Consider the following 13,006-nt stretch of genomic DNA (forward strand, 5'->3'; position numbering starts at 1 on the left):
GGAGCACGAGGCGGTCGATTCAGGCGGCCTTCTGCTTCCGGAACAGCGCGCGGTCATCGGGGCCGAAACCCCAGCGCCAGATGACCAGGCCATAGACGCCAAGAATGGTGAAGACGCCGAAGACCAGTTCCATCCATTCGAAATGAGGCGGCAGCGCGACGAAAGCCGCGCCGACGATGCAGGCTACGCCGGAAGCGCTGAGCAGCGGCCAGCGCCAGGCATTGACCTTCGCGCCCAGCAGCCTCGACAGCAGGCGCGCCTTGACCAGCGCGCTGGCGCCAAGCGCGATGCTGAGCGCCAGCGCAGGGGCGGCGGCGACGGCCATGTCGCTCAGGCCCAGGCGCCGCGCGGCGAAGATCAGGGCGAAACTGAGCGCCGCCTGCAGGCCGATCATCAGCAGCGAGATCATCAGATTGCGATGGCGCGCAATATAGACCAGCGCCGATTCGCTGACGACGGCGGTCGCCGCCACGACTTCGGCCAGCAGCAGGAAGGCGAGCGCGCCGGTTCCGCCGACGAAATGGGGTCCAACAAGACCCATGACCGCTTCACCCGGAATGCCCAGCGCGAGCGCGATGCCCGCCTGCGCCGCGATGATCCAGAAGCCCACCTGGCTCACCTGCCTGGCTATGGCGGTCAGATTGCCCTCCGAAAGATTGCGCGTGATGACGGGGCCGAGGATCGGGTCGAAGCTGGTCTTCAGTTTCTGGGGCAGGGATGCGACCTGCTGGGCGACATAATAGATGCCGACGACCGCCGGACTGACGAACAGGCCAAGGATCGCCATGTCGAGCCGGCGCGACCCCCATTCCACGCCGTCCGCGGCCGCCAGCGGGAGATTGCGGCGGGCGAGGCGCCAAAGCCTGCCGACATCGGGGCGCCAGCCATAGGGGATGCCATAATGGCGGGTCATCGGGATGATGGAGGCGACGAGCGCCGACACCATCGAGAGGACGTAGGAGAGGATCAGGCCGTCGCGGGTCGAATAGAAGGCAAAGGCAAAGGCGCCGATGCTGATCGCCCACGGCTCTATGATCGATCGCGCGCGCACCGTGGCGCCGATGTCGAAGCGGTAGGCGCAGGCGGCCAGCGCCACGTCGGACCCCGCGACGGCGATCACGATCAGGGCGAGCAGCCGGTCGAGGCCGTTGATGCCGCTGTTCGGGAACATGGCCTGGGGAATGGCGACCAGGATCGCGCTGCCCATGAGGGAAGCGATCAACGTCACCACCATGGCGTCGGTCACGACATGGCTGTGCGGCCGCCGGGTCTGGGTCAGCGCGCCCGCGAGGCCGCGCTTCAGGCCCAGCGTCGCGAGCTGGGCGATGAATTCCACCACCAGCACCGCATAGGCGAAGCGGCCCAGAGCATCGGCCCCATACCAGCGCCCGGCGATGAACAGGAACGGCAGGCGCGCCGCAAGGCGGAGCAGGAAACCGAACACATTGGTCCGTCCACCCTTGGCGAGCGCCGCAATATCATCCTGCTGCGCCGGAGAGGCCTCTTCAGCCGCCAAAAACCTATGATCCCCCTGTGAACTCAAGACCGTTGCGTCATCTTGTGGAGCCGGACTGTAGCAATAAATGATGATAGGGCGATGAATTTATTCGGCGCGCAGCGGGCGAGCGAGCAGCGCATCCATCACCTGGGCAAGCGGCGCCGCGTCTTCCAGAAGGGCGCAGACCGCCTCGACCACGGGCATTTCGACATGGGCGGCGCGAGCGGCCTCGCGCAGCACGGGCGCGGTAAAGGCCCCTTCCGCGACGGTCCGGCGGTTGGCGAGCAGGGCCGCGGCCGCCTGCCCCTCCCCCAGCCCCTTGCCTAGCGAGAAGTTTCGGCTGTTGGTCGAGGAACAGGTAAGGACGAGATCGCCCAGCCCGGACAGACCCGCCAGTGTCTCGGCGCGCGCGCCCCTGGCCAGGCCAAAGCGGGTCATCTCGGCAAATCCCCGGCTGATCAGCGAGGCGCGGGCGTTGAGACCCAGGCCCGCGCCCTCCGCAACGCCGCAGGCGATCGCGAGCACGTTCTTCACCGCGCCGCCGATCTCCGCGCCGACGACATCGTCCGACAGATAGGGGCGAAAGGCCGGCCGCGCGATGCGGGCGGCGATCGTCGCGGCGAGACCGGCGTCGGCGCAGGCCAGCGTGATCGCGGTCGGCAGGCCCTTCGCGACTTCATGGGCGAAGGTCGGCCCGGAAAGGACGGCGATGGGCGAGGTCGGCTGCGCTTCTCTCGCCACTTCGGACATCAGCAGGCTGGTCCCCGCCTCGATCCCCTTGGAACAGAGGATGAGCGGCGTGCCCGCGGGTGCCTGCGCCACGACGGCGCGCAGATGCTGGGCAGGGCTGACGATCAGCAACAGGTCGCGGTCGGCCATGGCGGCCATGTCGCCGGTCGCCTCGATCGAGGCGCTGAGCGGGATGGCGGGCAGATAGAGCGGGTTCTGGCGCTCTCCATTGACCGCCGCCACCACTTCGGATTCCAGCGCCCAAAGCCGGACATGCTGGCCGTCCGCCGCCAGCGTCTGGGCAAGCGCGGTGCCCCAGGCGCCGGCGCCTATCACACCTGCTTTCAGGGAGGGGGCGTTCATGCTTTCACTCCTGCGCCGCGCGCCTTTTCTGCGCCGGGGTCCAGCGGCCAGCGCGGGCGCGCCGGAACGGTGAGATCGTCGATCAGCCCCGCCGCATAGCGTTCCGCCCCGGCCCAGGCGATCATCGCCGCATTGTCCGTGCAGAGCCAGAGCGGCGGCGCGACGAAGGGCAGGTCGTGCCGGGCGGCCAGCGCTTCCAGCGCGGCGCGGATCGACTGGTTGGCGGCGACGCCCCCCGCGACGACGAGGGCGGTGATGTCGTGAAGGCCGGCCAACTGCCGCTCCGTGCGGTCGACCAGGCAATCGATGACGGCTTGCTGGAAGCTGGCCGCAATGTCCCCGGTCGAATATTGACCGGACTGGGCGGCACGCATGACCGCGCTTTTGAGGCCGGCGAAGGAAAAATGCGGCTCGACCGTGCCGACCAGCGGGCGCGGCAGGGGGACGGCTTTCGGATTGCCCGCGGCGGCGGCCTTCTCGACCGCCGGGCCGCCGGGATAGCCCAGACCAAGCAGCTTCGCCGTCTTGTCGAAGGCCTCTCCGCTCGCATCATCTATGGTCGTGGCGAGGCGGGCATAATCGCCCGGCCCGCGCACATGCAGCAACTGGCAATGGCCGCCCGACACCAGCAGCAGCAGATAGGGGAATTGCAGCGTCGGATCGGCCAGGCGCGGCGAAAGGGCATGGCCTTCGAGGTGGTTGACCGCGATCAGGGGCTTGCCGGCGGCATGGGCAAGCGCCTTGCCGGTGACGAGGCCGACCATCACGCCCCCGATCAGGCCGGGACCGGCCGTGGCGGCGATCACGTCCACATCGGCGAGGGTGAGGTCGGCGTCCTTGAGCGCCGCCTCTATCAAGGGCGAAAGCACTTCGACATGGGCGCGGGCAGCGATTTCGGGGACGACGCCGCCATAGGGGCGATGCGCCTCCTCCTGCGTGGCGAGGCGGTGGGCCAGTATCCTGCCCTCCCCCGTCACCAGCGCCGCCGCAGTTTCGTCGCAGCTTGATTCCAGGCCCAGGATGATCGTCATTGCCGCTTCCATCTAATGCCCGTGGTCATTAGAGCAAGCGGGATCATGCAAAAGCCTTCCCGTCCGCCCCACACGCCCCTGCGCCTCGGCACGCGCGGTTCCCCGCTTGCGCTGGCGCAGGCGCATATGACGATGGCGGCGCTGCGCGCCCATCATGGCTGGGATGAAGGCGCGATCGAGATCGTCGTGGTGCAGACCAGCGGCGACCGGATCCAGGACCGGGCGCTTGCGGAGATCGGGGGCAAGGCGCTGTGGACCAAGGAGCTGGACCGCGCGCTGACCAGCGGCGAGATCGATTTCGCGGTGCATTCGATGAAGGATGTGGAAACCATCCGCCCCGCCGAAATCCGGATCGCCGCCATGCTGCCCCGCGCCGACGTGCGCGACCGGCTGGTGGGCGCGGAGAGTTTCGCGGCGCTCCCGGAAAGGCCGGTGGTGGGCACCAGCTCCCCCCGCCGGGCGGCGCAGGTCAAGCGGCTTCGCCCCGACGCGGAGGTCATCCTGTTCCGCGGCAATGTCGCTACCCGACTGGCCAAGCTGGAAAGAGGAGAGGCGCACGCGACCCTGTTGGCGGCGGCCGGGCTGGACCGACTGGACCAGGGCGATGTGGGCGTCACCATCCCTGTCGAGGTCATGCTGCCCGCGCCGTCCCAGGGCGCCGTGGGCATGGAGACGCTGAGCACCAATGAAGCGATGCTGGAACTGCTGGCGGCGATCAGCGACGCCGACACCTTCGATTGCGTAATCGCGGAGCGCGCGGTGCTGGCCGGGCTGGGCGGCACATGCCATTCGCCGATCGCGGCGCTGGCGCGGCTGGAGGATGGGCAGATCCATCTGCGGGCGGAGATCATCAGCCCCGACGGGCGGGAGACGGTCAGCGATTCGCTGCGGATCAGCCGGAACGACGCCGCCGCGGCCGGGGATATGGGACGCGGGCTGCTGGATCGCGCCAGTCCCGCGCTTCGCGCACTGTTCGAAGCGTGAGGCAAGTCGTCATCCTGCGGCCCGAACCGGGGGCGGGCAGGACGGCGGAACGGGCGGCGGAACTGGGACTTGAAACCCGCATCTTTCCGCTGTTCGTGCCCCAGGCGCTGCAATGGGACGCCCCGGCCCCGGAAAGGTTCGACGCCCTGTTGCTGACCAGCGCCAATGCGGTCCGGTTGGCGGGGCCATCATTGGCGCTTTATCGGAACCTGCCCGCTTATGCGGTCGGCCGGGCGACGGCGAAGACGTTGGAGGAAGCGGGTTTCGCCCGGATTGTCGCGGGGGACGGTGACGGCACCGCCATTGCGCGGCGGATCGCGGCGGACGGCCATGGCCATGTGCTGCACCTGGCCGGACGGACGGTGGCGCCGATCGATGCGGGCGCGCTGCGGATCGATCGGGTCGTCGTTTATGAAATGCTGCGGACCGGCGATGACGGGCTGGCGGAACGCCTGGAGGCTGACAGCATCCTGCTGGTCCACTCTCCTCGCGCCGGTGAGCTGCTGGCGCGGCATGTCGGGCCGGGGCAGCGCGCGTTCCTGCACCTGATCGCGATCAGCCCCGCCGCGCTGGCGGCTTGCGGCACCGGCTGGGCCAGCGCCCAGGCTCCGGAAAAGCCTGATGATGAGAGGATGCTGGCCCTCGCCGTCCGATTGTGCGAATGATCCGCTGCATATGGAAGAAAAGCCCTTGATGAGCGACACGGATGGCCCGCCCGGCGGCGCGGCGGCAACGCGCCCCGCGCGGCGCGGATCCTGGCTGCTGGTGCTGCTGGTCTTGCTTGCCTTTGCCATCGGGGTCGTGCTGACCGTTCTCGCCCTGCCGCGCATCCAGCGATGGAATGCGCCGCAGCAAGCGTCCATGCAAAGCGATCCCCTGCTGAATACCATCGCGCCGGGTGTACCGATGCGCCCGCTCTCCACCGATGCCGGGCAGATGCTGGACGCGCGGGTCGTGCAGCTTGAGGAACGGCTCAACCGCATCACGGTGGAAGCGCAGGCAGCATCGGGCAATGCGGCCCGGGCAGAGGGTCTGCTGGTCGCCTTCGCGGCCCGCCGGGCGCTGGATAGCGGGGCGCCGCTCGGCTATATCGAGGGTCAGTTGCGCCTGCGTTTTGGACAGGCGCAGCCGCGTGCCGTCGCGACGATCATCAACGCGGCGCGGGAACCGGTGACGCTGCCCGATCTGCGCGCCGGGCTGACCGCCCTCGCCGATCAGGTCACCGTCCCCCCCGCGAACGCAAGCTGGTGGGAAGCGCTGGAACATGAGGCGCGGGAGATCATCACCATTCACCGGGCGTCCACGCCCTCTCCCCGGCCGCAGGCAGCGCTGGACCGGGCACTCCGCTATCTGGACGGCGCACGCGTGAACGCGGCACTGGCGGAGGTGGAGCAGATGCCGGGACGCGCCGCGGCCGGCGGCTGGATGCAATATGCGCGCCGCTACATGGAAGCACGGCGAGCTCTGGACCTGATCGAGACCGCCGCCATATTGGAGCCGCGCCAGTTGCGGGCGGCCGATGGCGGGACAGTGGCGCAGACGTCGCCGCTGGCGCCCTGATCCTTCCCCAAAAAGGCACTGTCACAAACGGCGAACCGTTCATGCCTGTGGACGAATGTCCATGGACTTGGGAGCCTGTGTCATGAGAATGTCATTTTTCCTGCTGGGAAAAGGAAGATATTTTCGTGCCGCCCTACGCCGACGCCATTGCCAGTTTCTGGAAGAGCCGTTTGGCGAGCGGTCCCCGCGCGGCCGAGCGGCCCTCCCTCCAGCACCTGCTGGGCAATGCGTCGGTTCCCTTCGATCTGGCGCGTACGCGCGCGCAAGCATCTGAACTGGCGCAGGCGATCCGTGGCGATGGACGGCAAATCCTGCTGATCCCCGGCCTGCTCGCCAGCGAGCAGCGGATGGAGCCCTTGCGCGCCGTGCTGAACGCGGCGGGCTTCAAGGCGCATGGCTGGGGCATGGGCCGCAATTTCGGGCCCAGGCCGGACAGTCTGGAACAGATTGATCGCCGGGTGGAAGCGATCCGGCGGGCGAGCGGAACGCCCGTGACGCTGGTGGGCTGGAGCCTGGGCGGGCTGTTCGCGCGGGAATATGCCAAATATGCCACGGACAAGGTGAACGGCGTGGTGACGATGGGCACGCCCTTTTCGGGCGATCCGCGCGCCAATCATGCATGGCGCCTCTATCAACTTGTTTCCGGCTTCCCGGTCGACCGGCCGCCCTTCACCTGCCGGCGCGAGGAGAAGCCGCCCGTGCCGACGGTTGCGCTCTGGTCCCGACGAGACGGCGTGATCCTGCCGGAATGCGCCAGGGGGCGCGTGGGCGAGCGGGACCGGGCTATGGAGGTCGATTGCACCCATATGGGCTTCGCGGCCGCGCCGGAAGGGATTTTGGCCGTCGGTCGCGCGCTGGAGCTTATGCGGCGCTGAGGTTTTCGGCCGGCGGATGATGGCGGCCTGGTGGCAAGCCTAGCACCGGCTGAATAGCCCCTTCAGGCCGCCAAACGCGCCAAGGCTTCCTCCCGCCCGATCAACGGCAGCAGCTGGCCCATGTCCGGTCCATGGTCCAGTCCCGTCAACGCGCGGCGCAGCGGCAGGAACAGCGCCTTGCCCTTGCGGCCCGTTTCGGCCTTCAGCGCTTCGGTCAGGGTCCGCCAGACGGCGGCGTCAAAGCTCGCCTCGGCCAGCCGGGCATGCGCAAGGACAAGGAAATCGCGATCTTCGTCCATCGGGGCCGGCGCATCGATCGGGCCAGTGACGATCCGCCACCAGTCGGCTGCCCCCGCCAACGTTTCCAGATTGGGGCGGATGGCATCCCAGGCCGCTTCGTCCATCCCCTGGGGCAGGCGATCGGCGACGGCGGCATAGGGCAGCAAGTGGACGATCTTCTGATTGAGGGACGCCAATTCCCCTTCATCGAAGCGCGCCGGCGCGCGGCCGAAATGAGCGAAGTCGAAGCTGTCGATCAACGGCTGCAGGTCGGTAAAGGGTTCCACCGGCATGGAACTGCCCAGCCGCGCCAGCAGGGAGGCGACGGCCATCGGTTCAAGGCCCACCTCGCGAAAATGCGCGACGCCGAGCGATCCCAGGCGTTTGGAGAGCTTGCCCTCACTGCCCGTCAGCAGCGCTTCATGGGCGAAGGCGGGCAGTGGCGCGCCCAGGGCGGCGAACATCTGGATCTGGGTCGCGGTGTTGGACACATGGTCCTCGCCGCGCAGAACATGGGTGACACCCATGGCGATGTCGTCGATCACCGACGGGAGCATGTAGAGCCAGCTTCCATCGGCGCGGCGGATCACGGGATCGGACAGCAGCTTCGGGTCGAAGCGCTGGTCGCCGCGGATCAGGTCGGTCCAGGCGATGGGCAGGTCATGGTCCAGCCTGAAGCGCCAATGCGGCCGGCGTCCTTCGGCTTCATAGGCGGCGATCTGGCCGGCGTCGAGCGACAGCGCCGCCCGGTCATAGACCGGCGGGAGGCCGCGGCCCAGCAGCACCTTGCGGCGCAGATCCAGTTCCTGCGCGCTTTCATAGGCGGGATAGACATGGCCCGACGCCTTGAGCGCTTCGAACTTCTCTTCATAGAGGGCGAAGCGATCGGACTGCCTCTCCTCCCCGTCCCAATGGAGGCCCAGCCAGCTCAGGTCAGCCTTGATGCCGTCGGCATATTCGGGTCGCGAACGCTCAACATCGGTGTCGTCGAGGCGCAGCAGGAACCGGCCGCCATTCTTCCGCGCGAACAGCCAGTTGTGCAGCGCGGCGCGGATATTGCCGACGTGGAGGTTGCCGGTGGGGGACGGCGCGAAACGGGTGATGACTGTCATGCGGTTTACAGCGTTCGGAAGGCGTTGGTGATCGGATAGCGGCGGTCGCGGCCGAAATTGCGGATGCCGAGCTTCACGCCGGGCGGCGACTGGCGGCGCTTATATTCCGCGACATAAAGCAGCCGCTCGATACGGGCGATGGTGTCGCGTTCGAATCCGCGAGCGACCAGTTGCTCGGCCGACAGTTCCTCCTCCACCAGGCCATAGAGTATGGGGTCCAGCACCTCATAAGGGGGCAGGCTGTCCTCGTCCTTCTGGTTGTCGCGCAGTTCGGCGCTGGGCGGCTTGGTAATGACGCGTTCCGGCATGACGGGGCCGATGGGGCCGAACGCCTCGCCCAGCGACGGGACATTCCCGTTCCGCCAGCGGCTCAAGTCGAACACCGTCGTCTTGTAGGCGTCCTTCAACACGGAATAGCCACCCGCCATGTCGCCATAGATGGTGGCGTAACCGACCGACATCTCGCTCTTGTTGCCGGTGGTGAGCAGCATATGGCCGAATTTGTTGGACAGGCCCATCAGCGTCACGCCGCGGATGCGGGACTGGATATTTTCTTCCGTCAGGTCGCGCTGGCGACCGTCGAAGACGTCGGACAGCATGGAATCAAAGGCTGCGACCGCCGGTTCGATGGAAATGCTGTCGTAGCGGACGCCCAGCAGGCGGGCGCATTCGATGGCATCGTCCAGGCTCTCCCGGCTGGTGAAGCGCGAGGGCATCATCACGCACCAGACCCGGTCGGCGCCCAGCGCATCGACCGCGACGGCGGCGGACAAGGCGGAATCAATGCCGCCCGACAGGCCGAGCACCACTCCGGGAAAGCGATTCCTGTTCACATAGTCGCGCAGGCCCAGGACCATGGCGTTGTAGATGTCGGCAGGACGATCATCGAGCACATGGCACTCACCGGGAAGGCAGACCCACTGGCCATCCCATTTTTCCCAGTGCGTCAGGACCAGCGCCTCTTCCCAGTCGGGAAGCTGCTGCGCCAGGCTGAGGTCGCCGTTCATCACGAAGGAGGCGCCATCGAACACCAGTTCGTCCTGCCCGCCGACGCGGTTCAGATAGACGAGTGGCAGGCCGGTTTCGCGGACCCGCGTGCCGGCGACGGCGTTGATGCGGCGGTCGTCCTTGTCCACCTCGAACGGCGATCCGTTGGGGCTGATCAGGATTTCGGCGCCTTCGGCCCGCAAATGGGCGGTGACGAAGGGGAACCAGATGTCTTCGCAGATCGGGACGCCGATCCGGACGCCCCGGAAATCGATGGGTGCGGGCAACGGGCCGGGCGCAAACAGGCGCTTTTCGTCGAACGTCCCATAATTGGGCAGCTCCCGCTTCTGCCGGATGGCGGTAACCGCGCCATTTTCCAGCAGGGCGACGACGTTGAACAGGACGCCCTGCGACGCCACGACCGTGCCGACGAGCATGGCCGGGCCGCCATCGGCGGTCGCCTGCGCCAACCGGTCCAGCTCGTGATTGGCGCGCTCCACCAGCGCCGGCTTCAGCACAAGATCCTCGGGCGGATAGCCGATCAGTTGCAATTCGGGATAAACGATCAGGTCGGCGCCCATGGCCCGCGCCCGCCATTCCAGCATCGCATCGGCATTGGCGGACAGGTCGCCCACCGATTGCGTCATCTGGGCCAGGGCTATCACGAGTTTGTCGGTCATGCGCGCGGCCCTAGAGCATTTTGCGACGGCGCGCAAAAGCGCCTTTTCAGGACGGGCCTCCGCCGCTAAAGGGGCCGCGTTCCGACAGCGTCACCATTTTGTCACGGGGGTTTGGCCATGAAGCTCATGACCGGCAATTCCAACAAGCCGCTCGCGGCCGCCATCGCCGACTATATCGAGATTCCCCTGACCGACGCCAGCGTCCGCCGCTTCGCCGACGAAGAGGTTTTCGTGGAAATTCATGAGAATGTCCGCGGCGAGGACGTGTTCGTTATCCAGTCGACCAGCTATCCGACGAACGACAATCTGATGGAGCTGCTGATCATGATCGATGCGCTGAAACGCGCATCGGCCAAGCGAATCACGGCGGTCGTCCCCTATTTCGGCTATGCCCGGCAGGACCGGAAGCCCGGCCCGCGCACGCCGATCTCGGCCAAGCTGGTCGCCAATCTCATCACCACGGCGGGCGCCAACCGTGTCCTGTCGGTGGATCTCCACGCCGGACAGATCCAGGGCTTTTTCGATATCCCGACCGACAATCTGTTCGGTGCGCCGGTCATGTCGGCCGACATCCAGGCGCGCTTCGGCGACCGCAACCTGATGGTCGTGTCGCCGGACGTGGGTGGCGTGGTGCGCGCCCGCGCCCTTGCCAAGCGGCTGGATAACGCCCCCCTCGCCATCGTCGACAAGCGCCGCGAGCGCGCCGGCGAATCGGAAGTGATGAACATCATCGGCGACGTGAAGGGGCGCTTCTGCGTGCTGATCGACGACATCGTCGATTCGGCGGGGACACTCTGCAATGCGGCGGGCGCGCTCAAGGCGGCAGGGGCCGAGGATGTGGTCGCCTATGTCAGCCATGGCGTGCTGTCAGGCGGCGCGGTGGCTCGGGTCGAGGCGTCGGAACTCAAGGAACTGATCATCACCGACTCGATCCAGGGCACCGATGCGGTCTGCGGCGCCAAGAGCATCCGTCATCTGCCGATCGCACCCCTGCTGGGCGAGGCGATCAAGCGCATCGCGGACGAAAGCTCGGTTTCCAGCCTGTTCGACTGAGATCGTTTCAAAGGACCAAAAAAAGCCGCCGATGGATCATCGGCGGCTTTTTTTTGGCCTGCTCGCGGAAATCGGGCGGCGCGACTTTGCTCAATTGCGCGGAAACAGCAGCAGCGGCAGGCTGCACACCAGCGCCATGGCCAGGAAGATGCGCTGGCTAAGCGATATGCCCAGCGGCTTGTCGCGCCACAGCCAGGGGCAGGTCAGCAGAGCCAGCATGAACAGGATGTTCGCCAATGCGGGCGAACCGTCGGCCGGCATGTCCTGCCACAGCGCCAGCCCCCCGAACAGGGCCATGAAACTCACAATCCAGCCGACCAGCGCCACCTGCAACTCCTTCAAGACATGTCGAAGGCGTAGGACGGCGCGAAACGGGGGAAGTTTAGGGCGATTTCCAGGCGGCCGGAACCGATCGCCGGTTAGGAAATCGCGGAAAACAAGGAATCTGGAGCCGCGATCTGATTCAACCAGGTCGAACCCCGCCCTATGCGGAATGCGTCCAGGGATCGTAGGTGCCGAAGCTCCAGATATTGCCTTCCGGGTCCAGCGCTTCATAGCCGCGTCCGGGATAGCCGTCATTGTCATGCGGCTCGGTCACCACCACGGCGCCTTCGTTCCGGGCGTGGAGGCAATGGGCGTCGGCATCGGGCACGATCACATAGATGCAGGTGGTGACGCCGCCCAATTCCCTGGGAGTGGTCCAGCGATAGAGCGACTCCGCCTCGCCGTCGCGAGCGCTGCCCAGCATCACCATGCCCTCCCCCAGCACCAGCTGGGCGTGGTGAATGATGTGCGGATCGTCCGCATCCTCATAGCTGGCCTGCACTTCGAAACCGAATGCCTGGCAGAGAAAACGGATGGCGGCGGGCGCATCGGCATAGCGCAGGCCGGGGATGACGGGAGAACCGGGCATCACATCCCTCCTTCAAGGATCGAGGAAGGCCCAACCTATCCTCTTGGCGCGCGCATCGCGACATATGTTTACGCATTTTCCGGCCGTCGACCGTTCCGCCGGGCGACAAAATGCTCTAGGCGGGCAGCATGACGACCCGCGACGACCTGGCCCTTGCCAACCGCCTTGCCGACGCCGCCCGCACGGCGATCCGCCCCTTTTTCCGCGCGCGCTACGACATGGAATTCAAATCCGACCAGTCCCCCGTGACGGAGGCGGACCGGGCGGCGGAAGCGGCGATCCGCGCGATCCTGGAGAAGGAACGGCCGCAGGACGGCATCATCGGGGAGGAATATGGCGCGGTCCGCGAGGATGCGGAGCGGGTGTGGATTCTCGATCCCATCGACGGCACGCGCAGCTTCATCGCGGGGCGACCGATCTTTGGCACGCTGATCGCGCTGACCCAGTCGGGCTGGCCCACCGTCGGCATCATCGACCAGCCCATCGCCGGCGAGCGCTGGGCCGGGATGATGGGGCAGCCGACGACCTTCAACGGCAAGCCGGTGACGACGCGCCCCTGCCGCGCCCTGGAAGAGGCGATCCTGGCCTCCACCGCGCCGCAACTGTTTCCAGGCTGCACCGGGGAGCATTTTTCCCGGTTGGCGGGACAATGCCGGGACACGGTCTGGGGCGGGGATTGCTATAATTACGGACTGGTCGCGTCCGGCCATGTCGATATCGTGGTCGAAGCGGGCCTCAAATTGCACGACCTGGCCGCGTTGGTGCCGGTGGTCGAGGGCGCGGGCGGTCGCATGTGCGACTGGGCCGGCGAACCCCTGACCCATGACAGCGACGGCCAGGTCATCGCGCTGGGCGATGCCGCGCGCCTCGACGATGTGCTGGAGGCGCTGGCCGAGGGGCACGACCATCATTAGGACGGATCGGCATTCAGCCCTGACGGCC

13 protein-coding genes are annotated in these 13,006 nt (G+C 67.0%); 6 read left to right on the plus strand and 7 right to left on the minus strand.

Annotation, left to right across the window (positions count from 1 at the left end):
- Positions 1–19: 19 nt before the first annotated feature.
- The 3 genes from MRBLMC3_RS18430 to tsaD all read right to left on the minus strand — a co-directional run bounded on the left by MRBLMC3_RS18430 (position 20) and on the right by tsaD (position 3,621).
- Entirely contained in the window at positions 20–1,516 is a 1,497-nt protein-coding gene (locus tag MRBLMC3_RS18430; RefSeq protein WP_363738873.1) for a lipopolysaccharide biosynthesis protein, read from the minus strand.
- An 87-nt stretch (positions 1,517–1,603) separates the two neighbouring features.
- A complete protein-coding gene (locus MRBLMC3_RS18435; RefSeq protein ID WP_363831132.1) occupies positions 1,604–2,590 on the minus strand; it encodes an NAD(P)H-dependent glycerol-3-phosphate dehydrogenase in 987 nt (328 codons plus the stop codon).
- A complete protein-coding gene (gene tsaD, locus MRBLMC3_RS18440) occupies positions 2,587–3,621 on the minus strand; it encodes a tRNA (adenosine(37)-N6)-threonylcarbamoyltransferase complex transferase subunit TsaD (protein WP_133653498.1) in 1,035 nt (344 codons plus the stop codon). The genes MRBLMC3_RS18435 and tsaD overlap by 4 nt, the downstream gene beginning before the upstream one ends.
- Before the next feature lie 45 nt (positions 3,622–3,666).
- On the opposite strand from tsaD, the gene hemC reads away from it, so the two are divergent.
- The 4 genes from hemC (at position 3,667) to MRBLMC3_RS18460 (ending at position 7,040) form a co-directional block, all read left to right on the plus strand.
- Positions 3,667–4,605: a hydroxymethylbilane synthase gene (gene hemC / locus MRBLMC3_RS18445; RefSeq protein WP_363831136.1), complete on the plus strand. Its 939-nt coding sequence runs from the start codon at positions 3,667–3,669 to the stop codon at positions 4,603–4,605.
- Complete coding sequence (locus tag MRBLMC3_RS18450) at positions 4,602–5,270, plus strand: uroporphyrinogen-III synthase (protein WP_363831139.1); 669 nt, start codon at positions 4,602–4,604, stop codon at positions 5,268–5,270. Before hemC ends, MRBLMC3_RS18450 begins: the two co-directional genes overlap by 4 nt.
- 10 nt (positions 5,271–5,280) lie before the next feature.
- Entirely contained in the window at positions 5,281–6,165 is an 885-nt protein-coding gene (locus MRBLMC3_RS18455) for a hypothetical protein (protein ID WP_414714664.1), read from the plus strand.
- Between the two features lie 125 nt (positions 6,166–6,290).
- The gene (locus tag MRBLMC3_RS18460) at positions 6,291–7,040 is read left to right on the plus strand and encodes an esterase/lipase family protein (RefSeq protein WP_363831142.1); all 750 of its coding nucleotides are present in this window, start codon (positions 6,291–6,293) and stop codon (positions 7,038–7,040) included.
- A 62-nt stretch (positions 7,041–7,102) separates the two neighbouring features.
- Here MRBLMC3_RS18460 and gltX read toward each other — a convergent pair whose 3' ends face one another.
- Entirely contained in the window at positions 7,103–8,431 is a 1,329-nt protein-coding gene (gltX, locus tag MRBLMC3_RS18465) for a glutamate--tRNA ligase (protein ID WP_363831145.1), read from the minus strand.
- Between the two features lie 5 nt (positions 8,432–8,436).
- On the minus strand, positions 8,437–10,098 hold the full coding sequence (locus MRBLMC3_RS18470) for an NAD+ synthase (RefSeq protein ID WP_363831148.1): 1,662 nt from the start codon (positions 10,096–10,098) through the stop codon (positions 8,437–8,439).
- Between the two features lie 117 nt (positions 10,099–10,215).
- Here MRBLMC3_RS18470 and MRBLMC3_RS18475 point away from each other — a divergent pair, with 117 nt between their 5' ends.
- Positions 10,216–11,151, plus strand: coding sequence for a ribose-phosphate pyrophosphokinase (locus MRBLMC3_RS18475; RefSeq protein WP_133653505.1), 936 nt, complete (start codon positions 10,216–10,218; stop codon positions 11,149–11,151).
- A gap of 90 nt (positions 11,152–11,241) precedes the next feature.
- Here the strand turns inward: MRBLMC3_RS18475 and MRBLMC3_RS18480 are convergent, their stop codons facing one another.
- Together MRBLMC3_RS18480 and MRBLMC3_RS18485 are read right to left on the minus strand one after the other, a co-directional pair.
- Positions 11,242–11,478 (minus strand): hypothetical protein, encoded by a 237-nt coding sequence (locus MRBLMC3_RS18480; protein WP_133653506.1) that lies wholly within the window; start codon positions 11,476–11,478, stop codon positions 11,242–11,244.
- A 157-nt stretch (positions 11,479–11,635) separates the two neighbouring features.
- Positions 11,636–12,064 carry a VOC family protein gene (locus MRBLMC3_RS18485; protein WP_363738855.1) on the minus strand — a complete coding sequence of 143 codons (429 nt, stop codon included), beginning with the start codon at positions 12,062–12,064 and terminating at the stop codon, positions 11,636–11,638.
- Positions 12,065–12,192: 128 nt separating this feature from the next.
- Between MRBLMC3_RS18485 and hisN the strand changes: the two genes are divergently transcribed.
- The gene (gene hisN, locus MRBLMC3_RS18490) at positions 12,193–12,978 is read left to right on the plus strand and encodes a histidinol-phosphatase (RefSeq protein WP_363831151.1); all 786 of its coding nucleotides are present in this window, start codon (positions 12,193–12,195) and stop codon (positions 12,976–12,978) included.
- Positions 12,979–13,006 lie beyond the last annotated feature (28 nt).

It is taken from the genome of Sphingobium sp. LMC3-1-1.1 (assembly GCF_040676285.1).
Lineage (GTDB): Bacteria > Pseudomonadota > Alphaproteobacteria > Sphingomonadales > Sphingomonadaceae > Sphingobium.

Coding starts and splice junctions, on each gene's coding strand:
- MRBLMC3_RS18435 (WP_363831132.1), bottom strand. CDS start 2,590: ATGAACGCCCCCTCCCTGAAAGCAGGTGTGATAGGCGCCGGCGCCTGG.
- tsaD (WP_133653498.1), bottom strand. CDS start 3,621: ATGACGATCATCCTGGGCCTGGAATCAAGCTGCGACGAAACTGCGGCG.
- hemC (WP_363831136.1), top strand. CDS start 3,667: ATGCAAAAGCCTTCCCGTCCGCCCCACACGCCCCTGCGCCTCGGCACG.
- MRBLMC3_RS18455 (WP_414714664.1), top strand. CDS start 5,281: ATGGAAGAAAAGCCCTTGATGAGCGACACGGATGGCCCGCCCGGCGGC.
- gltX (WP_363831145.1), bottom strand. CDS start 8,431: ATGACAGTCATCACCCGTTTCGCGCCGTCCCCCACCGGCAACCTCCAC.
- MRBLMC3_RS18470 (WP_363831148.1), bottom strand. CDS start 10,098: ATGACCGACAAACTCGTGATAGCCCTGGCCCAGATGACGCAATCGGTG.
- MRBLMC3_RS18475 (WP_133653505.1), top strand. CDS start 10,216: ATGAAGCTCATGACCGGCAATTCCAACAAGCCGCTCGCGGCCGCCATC.
- MRBLMC3_RS18485 (WP_363738855.1), bottom strand. CDS start 12,064: ATGCCCGGTTCTCCCGTCATCCCCGGCCTGCGCTATGCCGATGCGCCC.
- hisN (WP_363831151.1), top strand. CDS start 12,193: ATGACGACCCGCGACGACCTGGCCCTTGCCAACCGCCTTGCCGACGCC.